Here is a 22,528-nt window from a genome sequence, read left to right as displayed (position 1 = left end):
AAAAAATGCTCTCACACCTTACCCATGACAATATTGGCTTGATACATCTGATTGTATCCCTCATTTCTGTGATTAGCGGAACCCTGGTTTTCGCCATGAAGAAAGGAACAAAAAGACATAAGCAAATAGGCTATCTGTATTGCCTTTCGATGGTCGGTGTGGTAGCTACAGCATTTATGATCTATCGCCTATTTGGGGGATTTGGCCTTTTTCATATTGCTGCCGTTATAAGTAGTCTAACCTTATTAGCCGGTATGATCCCTGCTTTTTTCTTCAGACATAATCCTGGCTGGATCAATCTGCATATTGGATTTATGTACTGGTCGGTGATGGGATTATATGGAGCTTTTGTTGCCGAAAGTATGGTTAGGATTCCCGAAACTCCTTTTTTTGGTATGGTAGGTATAGGTACAGGAATTGTTATGGCTATTGGTGGTTTTATCTTTTATAAAAATCGAGCGCAATGGGAAAAGAATTTTGCCATGCCTGCTAAGGCCTAAGTCCCCCAAATGGGGTAATTCCATTCTGCAGAGAATCCCTTTTTCATAAATTCTTCTTCATTCCCCCTGAAAAATCCCTCATCTGAGTGATTGAAGGTAAAGGGCTTTTGCACGACTTTCGTCAGCAGAGCCCTAATACACCTTAATATCACAAGAGATGAAACGAATAGCTTACCTCTGCATCAGTTTTCTACTTACATATTCTTTCTCCTTACCAGCCCAACAAAACTGGCGTTGGCAAAACCCTTTTCCCTCAGGCAATCGAATCAATGACAGTGAAAGTCCTTCTAAAGATGTCATTATGATGGTGGGTGATGCCGGCACTGTTTTAAAAAGTACAGATGGAGGACAGAGTTGGAAAAGGATCAATACAGGCATACGGGGGAATCTGCTTGCCATAGCTTCCTTTGGCCCGGATACCGCTTATGCAGTTGGGGCAGATGGAGTTATTATTAAAACTACGGATTGCGGAGAAAGCTGGAGAAAACTCATAAGTGGAAGAGGGGAAGATCTCAATGGGGTAGATATTCTGACCAAAGACATCATCATTGCTGTTGGAGATTCAGGAACAATTCTGCGTTCATTTGATGGGGGCGAAAATTGGGCTTATCAGCCCTTTCCTGGCTTAGGCTCCAATCTCAATGATGTCTTTTTTCCAAGCCCTGACTTTGGGATGATCGTCGGAGATTCCTTTCCGCCATTTGGTGGGCCTCCTATCATAACGACTTCAGACTCAGGTATAAGTTTTAGCCCCTTTGGACAAGATCCCAATCTTGCCAATTTCTCCTTCAATTCGGTTTTTATTCCGAAAAAAAATCCTGCGAAAGCTGTCCTCGTCGGAAATCGAGGCACGATCGTCAGCACCACCAATGGCGGGAGCAGCTGGAATACCCCCATTTTCCCTGTAACTGTAGCTCTAAAAGATGTCTGGTTCTTCACAGATGATGATGGATTTGCTACGGGACCAGGAGGGGTACTCCTGAGGACCAATAATTGCGGAGACAGCTGGACCCAAATCGTCAGCCCCATCAATAGAGATATTAATACAGTAATTTTCCCTGATAGTACGAGGGGATACTTTGGCGGAGGTTTTGGAGGCATGTTTAGAACAGATGATGGCGGCACAACTTTTAGTACGCTCCAAAATGGATTCTTTCCCCAACTCAATGATGTCGCCTTTCTGGATGATTCTTTTGGAATCGCCGTCGGAAGGTTTGGATCTATTCTTCGTACTTCAGATGGAGGAGAAGCCTGGAATTCCATCAATGCGGGAACGATCGATCCTTTTGAAGCAATCGGTACTACCGAGAATTCTCCAACAACCCAATTCTGGGCAGCTGGAGGAACATTTGGAGATTCAGCCCGTATTTTTTTATCCTCTGATAGTGGCTTAAGCTGGACTCCTCAACCTATTCCCTCCCCTTTCAAATTATTCGGCATTACCTTTTCCGATTCTCTCAATGGGACAGCTGTTGGATTAAATGGGATAATCTACTGTACCAAAAATGGTGGCAAGAACTGGAGCAAAAAGAATAGCAATGTCAATGAATGGCTGCTGGATGTAAGCATGCCCAATGACTCCTGTGCTTTTGTTGTGGGAGGAATAGGAAGAATTTTGAGAACTAAAGACTCAGGCAATAGCTGGACTCCTCAAAATAGCGGCACCCAGGAATGGCTGACTTCCGTCTCATTTCTGGATGATAGTATAGGTATGGCAGCGGGGAATAAAGGCGTGATTCTCCGTACAGGGGATGCAGGTCAGACCTGGGAAAATATTTCACCCAGAAATATTAGCATAGATTTCACCGACCTATTTCTCCAGCGAGGTCGAAATAAAAATGCAGGTTTCTCTAATGTCTTTGTAACAGCCGTTGGATTTGGCGGAAGCATTTTCTACTCTTCGGACGGAGGAAGCAACTGGACACAACAATACAGCCCCTTTAATGGACAAATTTGGGGCATGCATATGAGAGATTCTGTAAATGGCTGGCTGGTCGGAGAAGTTGGAACGATCTTACGAAGCGATGGAGAAAATATGAGTGTAGGGATTGAAGAGTTGACAGGCTTGCCCTCTTCCTTTAGCTTATTAGGCCAAAATTATCCAAATCCAGTCTCAATGGACCAGACGAGGATTCCTTTTAGCATACCCACTAAATCCTTTGTTTCCTTAAGAATTTATGATCTACAGGGAAAAGAATTATATCGATTAATTGATCAGGATATGCAGGCAGGCGAATATGAATATGATTGGGAAGTCCCACCACTCAGTCCCGGAATATACCTCTATCAATTACGGGTGAATGAAAAAGCATTTATTCAGAAAATGATCATAAAGTGAGAAAATAAAGGCGTCTTGTAGCTTCATGCAGGGCGCCTTCTTGTTCTTTAGCGGAATGCCTATATATTTGTAGGTAATGCAAGAGAACGGAAATACCTTATGGCATAAGATCAATGTTGCAGTTGATGGAGTTGTTTTTGGCTATGAGTCCAAAGAATTATTCGTACTCCTGATCAAGCAGAAGTTTGGTCCCTTTAAGGATATCTGGTCCCTGCCCGGAGGATTTATGCTGCCCGATGAATCTCTCATGGACGCCATTCAGCGAGAGATCAAAGAAGAAAGTGGAATTAAGGTCGATTACCTCGAACAGTTGTACACCTTTGGGGATCAACTCGACCGCGATCCCAGAGGGCGAGTGATCAGTGTGAGTTATTTCGCATTGGTCAATCCCAAAGGCCTCCGCCTCAAAGCAGATACCGATGCCTCTGATGCCAGATGGTTTAGTATAAACAAACTTCCAAAGCTTGCCTATGATCACAGCAAGATCATGCAAGTAGCCTTGGATCGCCTCCAGGCAAAAATCCACTACCAACCCATCGGCTTCAACCTCCTAAAAAAAGAATTCCCCTTTTCCGATCTCGAAAATCTCTACATGACCATTCTTGGAAATGAGATCGATCGCAGAAACTTCCGCAAAAAGATATTGAGTTTCAAATTTGTAGAGGAAACGGAAAAAATCATCAGTGAAGGTCGTGGCCGTCCTGGTAAGCTCTACAAATTCAACAAAAAGAAATACCGGGAATTCGAATCCAAAGGTTTTCATTTTGATATCAAAATGGCTCAGGGGAGGTAGGTTTCTGTTACCTTCTCTGTCATCCCGAGCTCCGTCGAGAGACCTAAATCCTTCAAGTTATTTCCTTTCTACTACCCTAAAATGAAAAGTCAGATAGGTTAAGCCTAAAGTCTTTTGCAAACTCAGGATAACAGGGGTTCCTGTATTTTAACCAGCTAACCTTCTCTTTCAACTCATACTCTAATCTGGCCTCCCCTATTTTAAAAAAAATTCTAGCTGACAATCAGGCAATTGCATTTTATTTGTGTATTTTTTACACAAATAACAAAACCCAACAACCATATTCGCGTATATTTGTGTAAACAATACGCAAAATGCATTTAAATCTATCTCAAAACTTTAGTCCCTTTCAGGATCAACAAACAAGTTTACTTGATTTTGATGCCCTGACCTTCTCTGGAGGTGAACCTCACATAAAAATCCATGCTCCCCTTTCGATGAAAGAATCGGTATTGATCAGTCAGCGAGTCAATTCCTTTGAGGATTTTGGTCTATTGCTTATGGCCATCGATGCCCTGAAAAGAATGGATGTAGCTGCCATCGACCTCTTCATTCCCTATTTTCCAGGGGCAAGGCAAGACCGAGTGATGATCAGGGGGGAAGCCCTTTCTGTAAAAGTCTATGCAGACATCCTCAATTCTCTACAGCTCAACCGTATCATCATTTTCGATCCTCATTCAGAGGTTACACCAGCCTTGATCGACAATTGTAAAAGCATAGACAATAGTTCCTTTGTTCAGGAAGTCCTGAATAGAATCAAGGAAGAGGTCATCCTTATTGCTCCGGACGCTGGAGCCTCAAAAAAAATTCACAAACTGGCGGCAAAACTGGGAGGATTGACCGTAGTCGAATGCTCCAAGAAAAGAGATCCACGCACGGGTAAATTATCGGACTTCATCGTTTATGCTGAAGATCTCCAGAACAAAGCCTGTCTAATCGTTGATGACATTTGCGACGGAGGGGGCACCTTCCTCGGCCTGGCCGAAAAGCTTAGAGAAAAACAGGCAGCTAATCTCTATCTCGCAGTTTCTCACGGAATTTTCAGCAGAGGTCTTGCTCCCTTGAAAACACAATTCAAACAAGTCTTTACCACCAACTCTATCCGAGACTTTCAGGAAGGCCCTTTTCTACAACAAATCAAGCTATCATTTTAATCAAAAAATCATGAATCCACTTACGCTTACAGACGGATATAAACTCGATCACAGAAGACAATACCCTGCTCAAACGGAAGTTGTTTATTCAAACTGGACGGCAAGAAAAAGCCGTAGGAATGATATACAGGAAGTCGTATTCTTTGGCCTGCAATACTTCATCAAAAAATATTTGCTCGAAGAATTTGAACAAAATTTCTTCAAAAAACCTAAGCATGAAATTCTGTATACCTATGCCAGAAGGGTAAACAACTACCTGGGCGAAAATCAGGTAGGCATAGAACACATAGGAGCACTACACGATCTGGGATACCTCCCGATCTGCATCAAAGCTTTGCCAGAAGGCAGCTCTGTTCCTGTCAAAGTTCCCATGTTTGTGCTCTACAATACTTTGCCAGAGTTTTTCTGGCTGACCAATTATTTCGAGACTTTGCTTTCTACAACCGTATGGTTGCCCTGTACTTCTGCTACCCTAGCCAAAAAATATCGGGAGATACTCGATCGCTATGCAGCCGAGACTTCTTCCATCCCCGAATTTGTCGATTGGCAGGGACATGACTTCTCCATGCGAGGCATGGCAGGCCTGGAAGCAGCCATGATGAGTGCCGCGGGCCATCTTCTATCCTTTACAGGAACTGATACCCTGCCAGCCATAGATTTTTTGGAGAGCTATTATCAGGCTGACAGTGATTTGGATATCGTCGGAGGGTCCATAGCTGCGACAGAACACTCTGTAATGTCAATGGGAAGTCATGCCGGCGAGATGGAAACATTCAGGCGACTGATCACAGAGGTATATCCCGGAGGTATGGTATCCGTGGTTTCTGATACCTGGGATTTATGGAAGGTATTGGACGAATATTTACCTGCCCTAAAAACGGAAGTCCTGGCGAGAGAGGGAAAATTGGTCATACGTCCGGATAGCGGAGATCCTGCTGACATCCTGTGTGGCGATCCTCAGGCTAGTCGCGAAAGTGAAATGAAAGGCGTGATTGAAAGGCTTTGGGACATTTTCGGAGGGACTGTAAATGAGAAAGGCTTCAAAGAACTCGATCCTCATATTGGGGCTATCTATGGAGACTCTATTACCCTGGAGCGGGCAGAGCATATTTGCGCCCGACTCAAAGCCAAAGGATTTGCATCAACCAATGTAGTATTGGGTATCGGCTCTTTCACCTACCAATACAATACTCGCGATACTTTTGGATTTGCCATGAAGGCTACCTATGGGGAGGTTGAAGGGAAAGGAAGAGAAATTTTCAAAGATCCTGTTACCGACAATGGAACCAAGAAATCTGCAAAAGGACTTCTACGAGTTGAAGAGACTGAGGAAGGTTTTATCCTGAAAGAACAAGTGAGCTGGAAAGAAGAAGGAGGAGCGATGCGCAAAGTCTTTGAGGATGGGAAGCTTTTGTTGGATGAAAAACTCTCCGATATCCGCGACAGGCTCAAAAACAAAAAGAAAGTCACCAGCTAAGACATTGTGTTCAATTGTGTAAATGCTCATGCTTTCGGATACATAAATCCGGGTATTAGCCCGACTACCCACAAACTCCAATTATTCTGCAAAAGATGGAGTGGACTGGGTAGTCTTCTTATGTGTAAATTTATGGCTCAATTTTTTCCTGATGAAAAAGTCTTTCAAAGCGGTGCTCAACAAATTTAATTCTCCCTTGTGGGGATTTCACTGTATGGTTCCAGAGGAGGTGAGTGAATTTTTTCTGGGGAAAGACATCAAACGATTGGTCTGCCAAATCAATGAGGAGCATGAATTTTCCTGTGCTCTTATGCCTAAAGGAGACGGACGCTATTTCATCAATATTAATAAAGAAATCCGCACAAAATTCCACTTAGAAATTGGAGACAGCATCGAGATGGAGCTTTGGCCCGATGAAAGCAAATACGGACTGCCCATGCCGGAAGAGATGGAGGTTTTGCTCCAGCAAGATCCTGAGGCTGATAAACTTTTTCATGCCTTGACTCCGGGAAAACAAAGAAGTCTGCTCTTCATGATCGGAAAACCTAAAACTTCGGCGATTCGACTCAATAAGGCTTTGGCGATTACGGAGTACCTGAAAGGCGCTCGTGGAAAGGTGGATTTTAAGGAGATGAATGAATTTATTCGAAGGTTTCGGAAGATCTGAATTGACCTCATCACGCAATCTCCATTCCCCTTGAAATGGGAATGCGCCCGCTGGCCAAATGGGTTATTTTGAACCCTTCCACACAAGCCCCCTTTCCCTTTTTCGTGGGGAAAAATGGAAATAACTTGCATGCGGCAATTTCTAAGCTGCCTGACCTGCACTCTTCCCATTTTTCAACGAAAAGGGGAGCTTTGCCTGCGCCGAGGGGTTCCTCTACAATTAGATAATCTTTCTCCCTTTAAAATCGTATATTGAAACATGAGCAAAAATTACCTTCAAATCCTTGAGCTTGCTGCAGGCCTTTCTAAAGAGGAGTGTCTCATGCTGATCAAAGATATTTCCGCGGCTTTGCTGGAAACGGAAGAAGGTAGTCCACTTTCTCCGGAAGTTGAACAGGAATTGCTCAAGCATGCACTTATTACCCGGTCTAAGGTGCTTTCAGGTGAAATGAAGACGATAAGTCTTAAAGAAGCCAAAGCAAAACTTAATGCCCGGAAACAAGCTTAGTCTATCTGATTTAGCTGTTGAACAGATAGAAGCCATTTTTACATTTCATGAAAACTCGAGAAAAGGAAAGGGTTCCGATTTTCTTGAGGCTCTTTGGGATTGCTTGGAAGATATTCAGGAATATCCTGGGAAATGGCAGTACCTGGGCACCTCTGAAGAAAAAATCCGGCGAGCAATATTGAAACAACCTCAGTCGATTATTCTCTATTCGCTTGAAGGGGAAAAAGTTATTGTATACGAGGTATATGATAGTCGTCAAAATTGGAAATGAAACTTCTTTTGAACTCTTCTCCACATCCCCCCTTTCCTTTTTTCGTGGGGAAAAAGGGAAACAACGCACATGCGGCAATTTTTGTGAATCCGGACCGGCGCTCCTCCCCTTATTCCCTGGAATAAGGGGAGGTTGGTCCGCGCGGAGGGGTTAAGGGTCAAACAGGCAGATTCCTCAACATCTCAAATACCCCTGGATATTCTCCCTCAAAAGCAGGCTGCCACATCATCGTCAGATTGGCTCGCTGAGGAATATCATTTAGCAGGATATGTTTTATGTGTAAAGCCTGTCCTCTCAGGGAACTCAAAGGTTCTATGGCTACTCCCATACCTGCTTCTACCAGGCGAAAGCTCGTACTGGCCGAATCTGTTTCATGTATAATATTGGGTTGAAAACCGGCATCCATGCAGATGGATTCGATAATGCGGACGTAATTGGGACCGTCTTCCGTTGAAGGAAAAATAAAAGGCTCATCTGCCAGCATAGAGAAATCTTTGTAGTTGCGCTGATCGAGAGGATGAGAAGGAGGAAGTAAAACAACGAAAGGATCTACATGCATGACTTTACTTCTCAGATGCGTAGGCACCAAAGGATTGGTAGCAAAGCCCAATTCCAATTCATTCATGTTCAAAGCCAGGTACTGATCCCGATTATTCATTTCTTTCAGGATGGCTTTCATGCCGGGAAACTTCAAGGGAATTTCCTTGAGAAAATCTGGCAAAATGGACTGCATCACGGAATGGGTATAGCCAATACGTATTTCCCCGGCTTCTCCTTTACAGATTTGAGAAGCTCGCTTTGAAACTCGCTCCAATTCATTGAGGATTTTTTCTGCTTCCCGGAAAAAATAGGTCCCAGCAGCCGTCAACTCTACATTCCGCTTATTTCTCCGAAACAAATCCGCGTTTAATTCTTCTTCTAATTGCTGGATCTGCCGACTCAAAGCCGGCTGTACAATATTTACTTCCTCAGCCGCTTTGGTGAAGTGAAGCGTGCGGGCCAGTACCAGTGCATTTTGCAATTGAGTGATATTCATTAATGCATTTTTCTTATTAATACATGATAATTAAACATTTTTTATTATAAAAACTCTCTCCTACATTTATCCTAAAAGCAGATAAACAGATGAATTCTCTTCAAACATCTTCCCGTTTAGCAGAAGCTTATGATGTAGATAGTTTCCGCAAACTTGGACATCAGGTAGTGGATATGATTGCTGATCAATTGGAGGAAAGTATTTCCCAAAAAGATCCTGTCGTACTCCCCTATCAAAAACCGGAAGATGAATTGAAGTTTTGGGAATCAGATAAAGAGCAGGGAAGTGATCCCCTGGAGTTCTTTCAAAAAGTCCTGGATCATTCTATCAAAGTTCATCAGCCTCGATATCTGGGCCATCAGGTAGCCGTTCCTGCCCTTATCTCTAGTCTCGCAGGTTTTTTGACTGACATTTCCAGCAATGGAACCGGAGTATACGAAATGGGTATGGCCTCAAATGCCATAGAGCGAATCATGATTGAGTTTTTGGCCCGGAAAATAGGATACTCTAGAGAATCTGCCGGTTTTTTGACCTCGGGAGGCTCCCTGGCCAATCTAACGGCCCTTTTAGCTGCGAGAAATGCCAAAGCAGACACTAATGTCTGGGAAGAGGGACATTCGTCTAAACTGGCTGTGCTGGTCTCAGAGGAAGCGCACTATTGCATAGATCGGGCAGCAAGGATACTGGGACTGGGTAGTGAAGGCATCATCAAAGTGCCCATCGACGAGAATTTTAAAATAAGGACAGACCTTCTCGACAAATATCTCCTTACTGCACAGGAAAAAGGATATACCGTTATCGCCTTAATTGGATGCGCCTCTTCTACAGCAACGGGCTCTTATGATGATTTGGAAAGTATGGGAGCTTTCGCAAAGAGAAATAATCTTTGGTTTCATGTGGATGGTGCGCATGGAGGTTCGGTAGTTGTTTCTAAAAAGTACAGGCATTTGGCGAAAGGAATCGAGCAGGCTGATTCAGTGGTCATCGATTTTCACAAAATGATGATGACTCCTTCTCTCAATACAGCCCTGATTTTTCAAAGAGGAGCGGATTCTTACAAGACCTTTCAACAAAAAGCGCAATATCTCTGGGATTCTCAACAAAGTCCCGAATGGTATCACTCCGGTAAAAGAAGTTTCGAGTGTACCAAACTAATGATGTCGATCAAACCTTATATCATTCTTCGGACCTATGGAGAAGAGATATTTGAAGAAAACATAGATAGATGCTTTTATTTGGCGAGGAGCTTTGCAGCTCTGATCAGAGAACGTGAGTCTTTTGAATTGGCAATAGAGCCAGAAGCGAATATTGTCAATTTCAGATTTGTAGCCAATACTCATGCTGATCTCAATGAGCTCAATGCTTCTCTTCGCCTTTCTCTCATGGAAAAAGGAGAGTTTTACATTGTGCAAACCAGCATAGGGGGGACAAAATACCTGCGAACAGCACTTATGAATCCCCTTACACAGGAATCAGATCTCGTGGCATTATTGGATGAAATTGAGGCCCTTGCTTTAACGGAATATTAACATTTGCCCATTCGCTTCATTCGAGAAAATCCTTTATTTTTGCTCCGCAAAAATTTTCGACAGCAAAAATCAACAACAATATATGCAAGCGGACATCCGAGCCATTAACGAGAAAATTCAGGAAAAAAGTGCATTTGTAGACTTGCTCAATATGGAGGTCAAAAAGGCCATTATAGGTCAATCCTATATGATCGAAAGACTTCTACTGGGATTATTATCAGGAGGACATATCTTATTGGAGGGTGTTCCCGGACTTGCAAAAACCCTGGCGATCAAATCTCTTTCAAAAACTGTTGCGGGAAAATTTAGTCGTATTCAGTTTACCCCGGATCTACTCCCTGCTGATGTTTTGGGTACCATGATCTACAATCAGAAAACCAATGAGTTTTCGGTAAAGAAAGGGCCCATCTTCGCCAATTTTGTCCTGGCAGATGAGATCAACCGTTCTCCAGCCAAAGTACAGAGTGCCTTGCTGGAAGCCATGCAGGAAAAACAAGTTACGATTGGGGAAGAGACCTTTATACTTGAAAGGCCCTTTCTGGTTCTGGCGACTCAAAACCCGATTGAGCAAGAAGGTACTTATCCTCTTCCAGAAGCACAGGTAGACCGTTTCATGCTAAAATGTGTAATTAGCTATCCAAGCAAAGAAGAAGAAAGGCTAATCATTCGCCAAAATGTGAATCCAGGTTCTACAGAAATCAATCCTGTAGTAAAGATTTCTGAAATCATGGAAGCCCGTAAGGCAGTAGCGGAAGTGTACATGGACGAAAAGATCGAGCAATACATTCTCGATATCGTCTTTGCGACCCGTGATCCAAAAAATAATAAACTGGAAGAGTTAGCAAACCTGACCAGCTATGGAGGTTCTCCACGTGCATCTATCAACCTGGCTTTGGCATCCAAGGCTTATGCATTCCTTAAGAGAAGAGGCTATGTGATTCCGGAAGATGTGAGAGCGGTTTGTTATGATGTACTCCGACACAGAATCGGATTGACCTATGAGGCGGAGGCAGAAAATATCAGTACAGAGCAGATCATTTCCAAGATTCTGGATGTAGTTGAGGTGCCTTAGCAATCAATCAATACAATAGAAAAAAGGCCGGAAGTACTTCCGGCCTTTTTTCATTATACGGTATACAATACCATTTTCTCTTCTTTCCCTTTTAATAACAAGTCTCCAATTTTTTGCGGGCTGAAAGCCTTAATCGAAGAAGAGAGTTTATCGATCAGGTATTTCGACAGCAGAATATTTACGCCTAATTCATTGCATTTCCCTTGAATCCGGGCAGTAGTATTCAGCACATCTCCCGAAAAGGCAATGTCTCGTTTAACGAGTCCTATTTCCCCTGCCATCACATGACCATAATGCAAACCAGCTTTAAATTCGGGGACTTGACCATAGGTTTGCATGAAATAGTTCTTTTTTGCCTGAAGAGCTTCCTGAACTTCAAAAAAGCAGCGTAAACAATTGGCATTGCTTATTCCGTTTTCCACTTTCCAGCTGATCACTATCTCATCTCCCACATATTGGTAGATTTCTCCTCGCGTGTTCAATATACTGGCTGTTGCATACTTAAATACATCATTGATAAAATTAAAGTAGCGAGCTTCTCCCAGCTTTTCTGCAATAGAAGTCGAGGAACGCAGGTCTAAAAACATAAATATCCGCTCCTCCCTTTTTGGTTGGAAATACTTACCCAGTATGAAATCTCGAAATACCCCGGGACCGTATTTATCGTTGACCTGCAGAACAATGAGCGTCACCAGAACGACAAGCAGCCAAAAAAGGTAGTTCTCCAGGGACTCAAATTTCAAATGATTTGCCAGGACCCAATTCCAAACCTCAGTGGAGAAAAGGGAAGCATCCAATAAATTTGTAGCCATGTACAAATTAGTCGGAATAGAAACCATCAGGTATACAAGGGAGAAAGAAAGAAAAATGAAGAACAGTGATCTCCCGTAGGTAAGTATACGTAACCAACTTTCCCATAAAAATACCATAACTGTCCCTCCAAATACTCCGGCCAAAACTCCTGTGAGTATGCTTCCGGAAAAATACAGGGAAGGATCCATACCTTCCAGATCACAATTCAGGAGTTTCAGGGTATTGTATCCGTTCATAAAACTCCAAAGGGAAATCAACACCCAGGAAAAGGTTATCCAGAATACTTTCTCTAACTGCTTTTTCAGTTTAATAGCTTTGCTTGCGTTCATGAATTAGGGCATAAAAAAGTGGTAATCCAGCAGATTCTCTTTATAAAAAACGACCAAAAAGGAGGCTGAGTTTCTCAAAACAGCATAAGTAGAAAAAATTACCATTTTTTTTAATCCCACATTAAACCTTTGCCCCTCCTCATAGTCAAACTATCAACAACAACAAATAATATCTTTTACATCAAACACAGAACGTATCATGAAATTTAAGATCATTTTCACCTCCCTGCTTTTCTTTGGACTTGTATTCAGCAGTCAATCTTCTTTCGCTCAATCAACTCCAAGAGTAGGTAAAAGACAGGTAAAGCAACAAGTAAGAATCAAACAAGGAGTCAGGAGTGGTGAGCTTACCCGTAAGGAAACAAAAGTCCTGAGAGCTCAACAAAGACATATCAATCGCACAAAAAAGCGCGCCAAAGCAGATGGAATTGTAACTCCTGCGGAACGCAAAGTAATTTCCAGAAAGCAAAACCGCGCCAACAAAAGCATCCGCCGCCAAAAGAATGATGCTCAAAGCAGAAATTAATTCTGCTCTTATCTAAAGACCGGGTGTAAAGATTACAATTTACCCTGATTATAATTGAAAGCATGAGCCGTGTTTCCGCACGGCTTTTTGCTTTTTATTTTATTTATGCGTGACCTTTGAATGTATGTTCAGTCACATAAGTGAATCCGATAATTCGCGATTCGAAATTTACCAATCACTAATTAATTAAAACACCTCAATTAATGGGACTTTTTGATTTTGTCAAAAACGCTGGAGCGTCTTTATTCGGCATCAAATCCGATGCTGAGAAGCGCGAAGAAAAAGAACAAGCTATCCGCAATTTTGTAGCTGAATTCGATCTAGGTATCGAAGACTTCACTATCGAATTTACTGGAGACGATGATGATACAGTAATCCTCGGAGGAACTGTACAGTCTCAGGAAGCCAAGGAAAAACTGATCCTCGCAGTAGGAAACATCGAAGGAATTGCCAGAGTTGATGACCGCATGGAAGTTGTAGTACCTGAGCCAGAAGCTCAATTCTACACAGTAGTTAGTGGAGACTCTCTTTCCAAGATCGCTAAAAGGCATTATGGAGATGCGATGAAATACCCAGAGATCTTTGAAGCTAACAAACCTATGTTGAGCGATCCAAACAAGATCTATCCCGGACAAGTATTGCGCTTGCCACACCTGGGATAAGCATTGCAAACAACACCAAAAAAAAAGCCTCTTCCGGATGGGAGAGGCTTTTTTATTTTTTAGCTAATAAAGTTCAAATGAAAGTGTCAAGTTCACGTATCACCTTAAATTGAGTATGTATTTGATAATGCACTTGATCTTTACTCCACCCGCCTGATATTCCCTTCCGTATCATGTATTTCCACACTTTTCACTCCTTCGGGCACCTGTATAGCTCTTGAAGATTGACTGAGGAAACTTGTCCCATAGCCCAATTCCCAGACCTGCTTTGTTCCATCTGGAAAATGGAAGTAACCCGAAAATTCAAAGGGCGTTAATTCAACATAATCCACAGCTACTCTTTGGGCAAAGACTTTGAGTTTATCAGAATTTTGGCTGGCCATGATGCGTGTATTTCCCTCTCCATCTCTAAACCGTACCAATGCCTTTGCATCTCCGGGCAAGTAGAAGCCGCTTTCGCTTATTTCCAGCGCTCTGAATCCTCCCTTGCCATCTCCTTTCAGCATAAGTCCGTTGAAAGCATCCGAACGCCCCATGGCCACCTCTGTTCCAAAGTCATTGCCGGCCATCAAAACATCCAGCAAAGCGTCTCCATCAAAGTCTTCAATCAACATAGCATAAACAGGCGCCAATTGAGTCTCCATGGGAAGCGGGCGAATGTCAAATTTCCCATTCCCCAAATTCTCAATGAAACTAGTCTTGAGGTAATTAGCTTCTACCTCCACATAATCTTTCGCAGTATTTGCCGCAGGAAGAATATCCGACATGCGGGCATATCCAAATTCAGCATGATAGGGAAAATCCTGTCGGACTTTGATCATTTGTTTTTGAAAATCAATCCGACTGAAGTAAGGAACTTCAACCAGCTCTTTATCATTTCCATCTTTGGGAAACCAACTCGCCTGTACAAAATCGAAGCCTTTATTCCCATCAAAATCTGCCCCATAGGCCTTTATGGGATAGTTGCTATTGGTTTTAAAGAGGGTATTGTTTCCCTGATTGGCTGCGATATAGTCTATATCTCCATCCCGATCAAAGTCTCCGGCGGCGAGGCTATTCCACCATCCTTTCTTTCCTCCAAATCCTGCAGCTTCCGTAATATTTGTAAAGTTTCCTCCTTCATTTTTCAAAAAAGTCAAAGGCATCCATTCCCCTGCCAATAATAGATCAAAAGTCCCATTATTATCGAAATCAGTCCAAAGGGCATCGCATACCAATCCAATATCTTTGAGCATGGGAGCCGCCTTTTCATCTATGCTAAACTTTATATTTCCGTCCTCACTATCATTTTTGAGTAAATAGCTGCTAACAGGTATCGGGTAATGAAAGGGATGTACCCGACCTCCTACAAAAAGATCAAAATCTCCATCCCCATCATAATCAGCCGCTTTTACAGCAGAACCACTACTCAAAAATGCAGGAAGTGCTTCTTTCAGCAAAGTGAATTTCCCTCCATCATTGCGAAAAAAGCGATCCTGATAAGAAGGATCCTCTCCTTTAAATTCATATCCTCCACTCACCAAATACAAATCATCATCTCCATCTTTATCGGCATCGAAAAACAATGCCCCCAATTCTTCTTGTCGCTTCTTGTCTCCATCAGGTCCAGGTAGCAGGTCTTCCATCAAAAAGCTGCCATCTTCTTGTTGAATGGCAAAGCGGCCTTTATTGAAATGGGAACCGCCAATGTAGACATCCTGTAAACCGTCTCCATTTACATCGCTGACCGCCAGCGCGGGTCCATATTGGGTGAGTTTATGCGGCAACATCGGTTGCACATTGAAATCGATATAATCTGATTCAGAATGGATAAAATCTAGTCCAATGTCCTCTGTAATGTCCGAAAATAAGGTAGAGGCTTCATCCAGATTCTCAATCTCAGGGAGAATTTCAGCATCCTCATAATTCAATACCAAGGTCTGGTCCGCTGCTATGCCTTCTTTGATTTCTACTTTCCCATCAGGCCATATCACGCTTAACTTATCCACTTTTTCATCAGTGCCTAATCCAAAATGGGCAAAAGGCTCAACACTTGAGATGTAGCCACGAGAAACATTATGTTCCCAATGCTGCTTAATATCTCCGTGCTGTATTTCGAGGATCACTCCAGTTCCTTCTTTGTTATTTTCACTTCCTTCGAAGCCGACTCTCAACCAGTGATTTTTCAGCCCTTCTCTATCATTGAGTCGATTTTGGAAGACGAAAGCAGAATCATCGATATTATTCACGATGTAATCCAGATCACCATCATTGTCTAGGTCTCCATAGGCAGCACCATTTGAAAAGGAAGCCATACGAATGCCCCAGTCATCGGTAGCATCTTCAAACTCTATCCCTCCCTCATTTCTATAGGCGTAATTGCTGATCTTGACAGAAGGAATCTTGCTCAAGAGCAAAGACTGAGGTGCATAAGCCTCCACACTCGACCAATAATCAATAAAATCCCGATCCGTAACATCCTTGGGAAAGCCATTGGTGATGATCATATCCCGATAACCGTCATTGTCGAAGTCAGCAACCAAAGGGGTCCAGCTCCAATCCGTAGCAGAAATCCCTGCATACATGGCTACATCAGAAAATATTGGATCAGAGGACTCTGGGAGGATTCCCTGATTTAGCTGAAAGGTATTGCGCACATACTGAAAGTCGTATCCATAGCGCTTATTGTTCAGATAGGTTGTATAATTATTGGCTCCCAACATTGTTTTTCTCCGATAATTATCTTCCGGCAACATGTCCAGACAAACAATATCAACCCGTCCATCAGAATTGATATCTATGACATCATTTCCCATAGCAGAGTGTGAAGTATGCTTGAAGTAGTCGCTGGCTTTATCGGTGAAAGTTCCATCGCCATTGTTGATATACATGAGATCATTGCTCACATAATCATTGGTAACAAATATATCTTTCCATCCATCACGATTGATATCCGTGATGTTTAATCCCAAGCTGTAGCCTTCAATCAATATGCCTGCTTCTTGGGAAACTTCTGTAAAAAAGGGATGTCCGAGAGAATCGCTAAGGTCATTTCTATACAGGCGGTCGTAGCGATTGGTACTACCATTCAGGTTCTTTTCCTTGTATTTGTTGGGCTGCTTATTGGCAATCATGGCATCGACAGCCAGAAAGACATCCAAATCGCCATCATTGTCATAATCGAAAAAGGCTGCATGAGTGGTATGTGAAGTATCTGCCAGTCCATATTCAGCAGCCATATCCTTGAAAGTGGGAACTCCTGCCTCATTGAGTCCTTGATGGATAAAGAGGGTATTTTTCCTTTGAGAGATTGTGGGGCGATTGGTAGCCGCCACGTGGATATCTGTCCATCCGTCCTGGTTTACATCGACCAGGGTCACGCCCGATGACCACCTGCTGCCATTGCCGACTCCGGCTTGCTCAGTTATATTTTCAAATTCGAAATTTCCTTTATTCAGGTAAAGGGCATTTTCTACCATATTCCCGCTCATATACACATCGAGCAGACCGTCTTGATTAAAGTCTGCCAGGGCCACTCCTCCCCCATTGTATACATATTCATTTTCCAGCACATTGATCGAATCAGACTCGATGATGCGGTTGGAAAAATGAATGCCCGACTCATCAGGCGGGACCAATCTAAATAAGGTATCTCTTTCCTCTCCGCATGATTGCATCAGCAATAGGCAACAAAGGCCCAGCATGCCTAAGCATCTATTCATAATTCTTTGATTAGTTTCTTTTAAAAGTAAGGACCGCATCATTGTTGCGGGCTACCATGAGTAAGGGTTTATTATCCTTTCCCTTAAATACCTTCATATCTCTCACCTCTCCTCTCAAATATATCCCACTCTCCTCTGGGCTCAGGTATTGAAAATCCTTGCTGCTATTTCCTTTTAGAAATACGCCAAAGTTTGCATCCTGCCTGCCCACTTCTGGCTTCAGGGCATAAAAATTTCCTCCCAGGACTATGTCCAAATGTTCATCGCCATCCATATCTGCTATGGCGATTCCAAAAACGGGAGAAACCTGAGCTTCTATCGGCAAGGCTTGCAATTTTGGTGTTCCATTGGCTTCGTTCCAAAGAATAGCCGATTGTAGATAATCTGCTTTATAAGCCAGGCCGCCACGTACTTCTTCTTCTGAAAACAGATCAGAAAAGGTTTTATGAGCGTATTCTTCAAATTTGAGGTTGCTTCTTTTGAGATGCGGTAGTTGAGTGGTAATATCTCCTTTTGTTGCAAAAGGATAGGCTTTATCATCCAGCGGGGGAAACCAGTTGATGACAAATTCGCTTTTACCATTTTGGTCAAAGTCTTTGACAAACATGCTCAGGGGGCGATCCGGGCTTGCCTGAAACTTGCTATTCAGTCCCCAATTCCCCAATACAAAATCCTCATCACCATCTCCGTCGAGGTCTGCTTTTTCGATACAATTCCACCAGCCCAGGCTATTGGGGATCATCGCTGGAGGTTGCAATTTCCCTCCTTCATTTTTCAGCAAAGTCACGCCCAACCATTCACCAACCACCACCAAATCCAAATCATTGTCCTGATCCTGATCCACCCAAACTGCATCCGTGATCATACCCAGTCCTCCCAGAAATTCTGTCGTAATATCTGTCCAACCAGTGGGATCTTTCCTCAAGAGAAAACTCCGAGGTTTGAGCCCATAATTTCCGGGAACAAGCCTTCCTCCTATAAACACATCCATATCTCCATCAGCATCAAAATCTGCAACTTCTATACAAGAAGTATTTCCTCCCGCTGGTGGAGTCTTTTCTTTTTGTTTGCTAAAGTTCCCCTTACCATCATTTTCATAATAGCGCAGAAGAAAATTTTGAATTCCCTTTGTGTATTCATTTCCTCCCGCACCTAATAAAAGGTCGAGATCCCCATCCTGATCCATATCTGCCAGAGCCCCTCCTGTACTCTCTACGCCCTTATCCATTTCAAAGGCTTCCTGGGGACTGAAACGAAAACTTGAGCTGGTATTTTGGATATAGAGTTTATCGGGATCTCCCGCAGCTCCTAATAAAACAGCATCTTCCCTTCCATCGCCATTTACATCTCCTTTGAGGAGTCTTGGTCCTTCTGTCGATAGCATATGGGGAAGCAGGAGTTCATGATTGAAGTCGTTATATATATTTTCTGTGTGCATGGCTTTTTCGGGGAATGTCATACTACTATTCTCCGTGAATAAGCTTTTACTTTTTGTGTTTGCTGGTCTAAAATCTTCTGTAGCGTTTTCGTGTTGTAGAACAATGGTCTGATCAGCCCTAAGATTTTTCAGGACTTCTTTCTTCCTATCGGGCCAGATCACTTCCAGTTCATCTATTTGGGTATTTTTTCCCAAGCCAAACAAAAGACCTGGCTCAACAGAACTTTCAAAACCTCTTGCGGTGTAGTGCTGAAGTTCCTGTTTTTCACCGGCATGGGTGATTTTTACTTTTGCTCCTATGCCTAAAGGATTTTCTTTCCGTCCTTTAAAATTGATTTTGAGGAAATGGTTCTTTTTGAGGCTATCGCTATTGTTGCGGTAGATGAAAGCGGGCATATTCACATTGTTGACGATCAGGTCTAAATCTCCGTCGAGATCCAGATCGCCATATGCGGCTCCATTGCTAAAGGAGGCTTCTCCCAGGCCAAGTGCATCCGCTTCGCTGCTAAACTGCAGGTTTCGATTATTGACAAAAGCGAAATTGGATAAAGGATTCGACGGCAGGTATGGGAGAAAATCCCTAAAATCTGCTCTTCCCGATTCTTCAACAATTTTCTTGACATTGGCCTGATCGGAAATGAATGCCGTAAAATCCATGTACATGATGTCATGGTAAATTCCATTCGCGACAAAAATGTCTTTCCATCCATCATTTTCGAAGTCAAACATTAAAGCACCCCAACTCCAATCCGTAGCAGAAATTCCTGCCATAAAACCAATTTCCTGGAAGTTGGCATTGCCATCATTGAGTTGAAGGCAGTTTTGGAGGATTTGGTAATGGTAATTGGCGCGGTATTTTATGTCTTCGAGGTGATAAGGATCAAAAACCGTCATGGCTTTTAGTCGGTAATTATCTCCCGCCAGCATATCCGTACTAAATACCTCTGGAGAGCCATCATTATTGATGTCGGCTATATCGGCTCCCATAGAAGAGACGGAGGTTTGACTTATGCGTTGGGGCAATTCTTCTGAAAACTTCCCATTTCCCTGATTGATGTAGAGGTAATCCCTTTCCCAAAAATCATTGCTCACATAAATATCCGGGAACATATCACCATTAAGATCACTCACAGAAACTCCCAGACCAAATCCTATTTGGCTATTATAAATCCCAGCTTCCAGGGTTACATCGGTAAAGCTGTCCCCATCATTTCTGAAGAGTTTATCTCCCCCTTCTTCGTCTGTTTCTTCTCTTGCTTTTTTGTATAGGTCTATGCGGTTGGGGTCTTTGAAGCTATTGTTAAGGATATAACAATCTAGATCACCATCGAGGTCATAGTCAAAGAAGGAGGCATGTGTAGAAAAACCTTTGTCATTGAGGCCGTAGTCTGCGGCCTTTTCCACAAAGGTCATATCCCCCTGATTGATGAATAATTCGTTTTCCTTATTATCGCCCTGTATATCCCCCGAATTACAGACATAAATATCCAAAAAACCATCGGCATTGATATCTACCATACTTACCCCTGTACTCCAGGCTTTCTCTCCCCTTATTCCTGCCTTGCTACTAATATCTTCAAACTCCCAGTTCCCTTTATTTAGGTAGAGTCTATTGGGAGCCATATTGGCCGTAAAATATACATCCGGCAAACCGTCATTATTGATATCTCCAATGGCGACTCCACCTCCATTGTAAAAATTGCGGTAGGTCAGGACATTGAAATCTTTCTGATCCTCAACTTTATTGATAAAATTCAGACCTGTGTCCGTGCTATCCAGTTTGGAGAACAGGCTGAATCGCTGTTTTACTTCCAATTCATCTGTCGCCAAATCACAAGCTGGAATTAGGCAAAGAAATATGGGGAGTAAGAGTAAGGAAAAGTAGCGCATATATCTTTTTATTCAGCCGGGGCCTTCTATAAAATTACCAAGGGATTGGAAAAATAAAAAGAAGAGGCAAAAGCTGCCTCTTCTTTTTATTTGTTAAGTTAGGATAATTCTACCAACCTGAATTTTGAATCAGCTGGGCAGTTCCGTCAACTTTACTCAATTCAATTTGTACGCTAGGCAATGGGAACAAATTATGTCTGGCCTCATAACGAGTAGCAGCCGTAATATAGGTTCTCTTTGTTTGCTCAACGTCCATATAGGCATTCATGACCTCTTGGGCGATTCCCCATCTTCTCAGGTCAAAGAATCTGTGTCCCTCAAGGGCCAACTCAATTCTTCTTTCCATTCTAACCGCTGTACGAGCAGCAGCCTGATCGGTCCATGCATTATCATAAGTACCTACAGCATAGGTAGCCCAGGTAATACCAGCATCATCGATTGTAGTAGAACCACCATCAGCGCCTTGGGCACAGTTAGCGGCACGCGTACGAATCATGTTAACCAGTTCACGCGCTCTTTCCAGATTACCAAGCTCAACTTCCGCTTCTGCAAGCATCAATAGAACGTCAGCATAACGGATAATCGGCATGTTTACAGGATTCAGCTGAAGGTTAGACCAACCTACACTACTTTCCTGTCCAGGCTCATAGATGAATTTTTTGGCGCTATAAGGTCCGGCCCATGCACGAGAACGAATCCATGTAGGTTCATGAACACCCCATGTCAGGAAAGGAACATCATCACGTCCAATGGTCCAGTCAAGGCGTGGATCTACGGGACTTGCTACGTCTACATCAGCATCATTGAAGGTATCAAACAATGGCAAACCATTGGCATCTACTTTATGAGCATTTACGAGGTTTTGAGAAGGCTGGTGGAATCCACAGCAACCAAATGGGCTACCTCCATGAGGGAAGTTCAAACGATCTGCGAAGTTACCATTATCTCCCCCACCAGTTCCGTCATTTACAGTTGCCTGAATAGAGAAGATCATTTCAGAAGCATTCTCATTAGCAGTCGTAAACATATCCTTGAAACAAGGATTCAGGGCATAGTTTCCACTATTTACCACCTGATCAAACAAAGACTTGGCTTCTGCCCAGTTTTGCTGGTACAAATGCACTTTACCCAGATAAGCCTGAGCAGCACCTTTGGTAGCACGTCCTTTATCGGAAGTAGTTGCAGGCAATAAACCTGCGGCAGCTTCCAGATCAGCTGTAATTTGAGGAATGATACTCGCATCATTAGGCTTACGGAAGTTATCGTCCGTTTCATCATAGTAAGGAATGTTTCCCCACAATTTCACTCCATCAAAATGGAAGTGAGCACGCAAGAAGCGAATCTCTCCATCAATTCTTGCCTGGTCCTCAGCACTAATTCCATCAGCCGCAGATACCAGAAGTTTTTTAGTTGCATTCGCACGAGCTATACCCTCATACAAAGCCACAAACTTGGCCTGAAAGTAGGGATTACCCGGCGTCCATTGAAAGAGTTCAATCTGAGAAGTTTCTCCCTGGTCACCAGGTTCTGAACCTTTGTAAGCATCATCAGAAGCAACGGATCCCCAGATCCAGTTAGAACCGGCCGTTGGCCATGGAGCACCTTGTCCCCACTGATTCGCCCATCCATCAAGCATAGAGTAAGCTGAGACCAGTGAAGCCTCTACTCCTTCTTGATTCTGAAGTAGCCCCTGATCAAGTGCTCCCTGTGCGGGAATATCCAGGAATTCATCTGCACAAGCAGCAAAGATCCCCAGCACACATACAGCTGCAAATATTTTTAATAATCTATTTTTCATAGTAATGATATTCGTTTTTAATTCCAC

17 protein-coding genes are annotated in these 22,528 nt (G+C 43.0%); 12 read left to right on the top strand and 5 right to left on the bottom strand.

Features of this window, described 5'->3' with window-relative positions; genetic code table 11:
• The first annotated feature begins 5 nt into the window (after positions 1-5).
• The 8 genes from R8P61_01365 (at position 6) to R8P61_01330 (ending at position 7,707) form a co-directional block, all read left to right on the top strand.
• Positions 6-500 (top strand): hypothetical protein, encoded by a 495-nt coding sequence (locus tag R8P61_01365; GenBank protein ID MDW3645695.1) that lies wholly within the window; start codon positions 6-8, stop codon positions 498-500.
• Positions 501-657: 157 nt separating this feature from the next.
• Complete coding sequence (locus R8P61_01360) at positions 658-2,838, top strand: YCF48-related protein (GenBank protein ID MDW3645694.1); 2,181 nt, start codon at positions 658-660, stop codon at positions 2,836-2,838.
• A 76-nt stretch (positions 2,839-2,914) separates the two neighbouring features.
• The gene (locus tag R8P61_01355; GenBank protein ID MDW3645693.1) at positions 2,915-3,631 is read left to right on the top strand and encodes an NUDIX domain-containing protein; all 717 of its coding nucleotides are present in this window, start codon (positions 2,915-2,917) and stop codon (positions 3,629-3,631) included.
• 314 nt (positions 3,632-3,945) lie between these two features.
• Positions 3,946-4,785 carry a ribose-phosphate diphosphokinase gene (gene prs, locus R8P61_01350; GenBank protein MDW3645692.1) on the top strand — a complete coding sequence of 280 codons (840 nt, stop codon included), beginning with the start codon at positions 3,946-3,948 and terminating at the stop codon, positions 4,783-4,785.
• A gap of 10 nt (positions 4,786-4,795) precedes the next feature.
• Positions 4,796-6,262, top strand: a complete 1,467-nt coding sequence (locus tag R8P61_01345) for a nicotinate phosphoribosyltransferase (GenBank protein ID MDW3645691.1) — start codon at positions 4,796-4,798, stop codon at positions 6,260-6,262.
• 151 nt (positions 6,263-6,413) lie between these two features.
• Positions 6,414-6,929 (top strand): DUF1905 domain-containing protein, encoded by a 516-nt coding sequence (locus tag R8P61_01340; protein ID MDW3645690.1) that lies wholly within the window; start codon positions 6,414-6,416, stop codon positions 6,927-6,929.
• Between the two features lie 258 nt (positions 6,930-7,187).
• Positions 7,188-7,436 carry a hypothetical protein gene (locus R8P61_01335; GenBank protein ID MDW3645689.1) on the top strand — a complete coding sequence of 83 codons (249 nt, stop codon included), beginning with the start codon at positions 7,188-7,190 and terminating at the stop codon, positions 7,434-7,436.
• Positions 7,417-7,707 (top strand): hypothetical protein, encoded by a 291-nt coding sequence (locus R8P61_01330; GenBank protein ID MDW3645688.1) that lies wholly within the window; start codon positions 7,417-7,419, stop codon positions 7,705-7,707. Before R8P61_01335 ends, R8P61_01330 begins: the two co-directional genes overlap by 20 nt.
• A gap of 157 nt (positions 7,708-7,864) precedes the next feature.
• Here R8P61_01330 and R8P61_01325 read toward each other — a convergent pair whose 3' ends face one another.
• Entirely contained in the window at positions 7,865-8,743 is an 879-nt protein-coding gene (locus R8P61_01325) for a LysR family transcriptional regulator (protein MDW3645687.1), read from the bottom strand.
• 89 nt (positions 8,744-8,832) lie between these two features.
• Here R8P61_01325 and R8P61_01320 point away from each other — a divergent pair, with 89 nt between their 5' ends.
• Positions 8,833-10,272 carry a pyridoxal-dependent decarboxylase gene (locus R8P61_01320; protein ID MDW3645686.1) on the top strand — a complete coding sequence of 480 codons (1,440 nt, stop codon included), beginning with the start codon at positions 8,833-8,835 and terminating at the stop codon, positions 10,270-10,272.
• Between the two features lie 82 nt (positions 10,273-10,354).
• The gene (locus R8P61_01315; GenBank protein MDW3645685.1) at positions 10,355-11,344 is read left to right on the top strand and encodes an AAA family ATPase; all 990 of its coding nucleotides are present in this window, start codon (positions 10,355-10,357) and stop codon (positions 11,342-11,344) included.
• A gap of 53 nt (positions 11,345-11,397) precedes the next feature.
• Here the strand turns inward: R8P61_01315 and R8P61_01310 are convergent, their stop codons facing one another.
• Positions 11,398-12,486, bottom strand: a complete 1,089-nt coding sequence (locus R8P61_01310; GenBank protein ID MDW3645684.1) for an adenylate/guanylate cyclase domain-containing protein — start codon at positions 12,484-12,486, stop codon at positions 11,398-11,400.
• Between the two features lie 199 nt (positions 12,487-12,685).
• Between R8P61_01310 and R8P61_01305 the strand changes: the two genes are divergently transcribed.
• Positions 12,686-13,012 carry a hypothetical protein gene (locus R8P61_01305; GenBank protein MDW3645683.1) on the top strand — a complete coding sequence of 109 codons (327 nt, stop codon included), beginning with the start codon at positions 12,686-12,688 and terminating at the stop codon, positions 13,010-13,012.
• A gap of 203 nt (positions 13,013-13,215) precedes the next feature.
• On the top strand, positions 13,216-13,674 hold the full coding sequence (gene lysM / locus R8P61_01300) for a peptidoglycan-binding protein LysM (protein ID MDW3645682.1): 459 nt from the start codon (positions 13,216-13,218) through the stop codon (positions 13,672-13,674).
• Positions 13,675-13,814: 140 nt separating this feature from the next.
• On the opposite strand, the gene R8P61_01295 is transcribed toward lysM, so the two are convergent.
• The 3 genes from R8P61_01295 to R8P61_01285 form a co-directional block, all read right to left on the bottom strand.
• A complete protein-coding gene (locus R8P61_01295) occupies positions 13,815-17,375 on the bottom strand; it encodes a VCBS repeat-containing protein (protein ID MDW3645681.1) in 3,561 nt (1,186 codons plus the stop codon).
• A gap of 10 nt (positions 17,376-17,385) precedes the next feature.
• Positions 17,386-20,703, bottom strand: coding sequence for a VCBS repeat-containing protein (locus tag R8P61_01290; GenBank protein MDW3645680.1), 3,318 nt, complete (start codon positions 20,701-20,703; stop codon positions 17,386-17,388).
• A 109-nt stretch (positions 20,704-20,812) separates the two neighbouring features.
• Complete coding sequence (locus tag R8P61_01285) at positions 20,813-22,501, bottom strand: RagB/SusD family nutrient uptake outer membrane protein (GenBank protein ID MDW3645679.1); 1,689 nt, start codon at positions 22,499-22,501, stop codon at positions 20,813-20,815.
• Between the last annotated feature and the right edge of the window lie 27 nt (positions 22,502-22,528).

This window comes from Bacteroidia bacterium (genome assembly GCA_033391075.1).
GTDB lineage: Bacteria > Bacteroidota > Bacteroidia > J057 > J057 > JAWPMV01.
The sequence above is the reverse complement of the archived record's forward strand: the minus strand, read 5'-3'. Positions and strand labels throughout refer to the sequence as shown.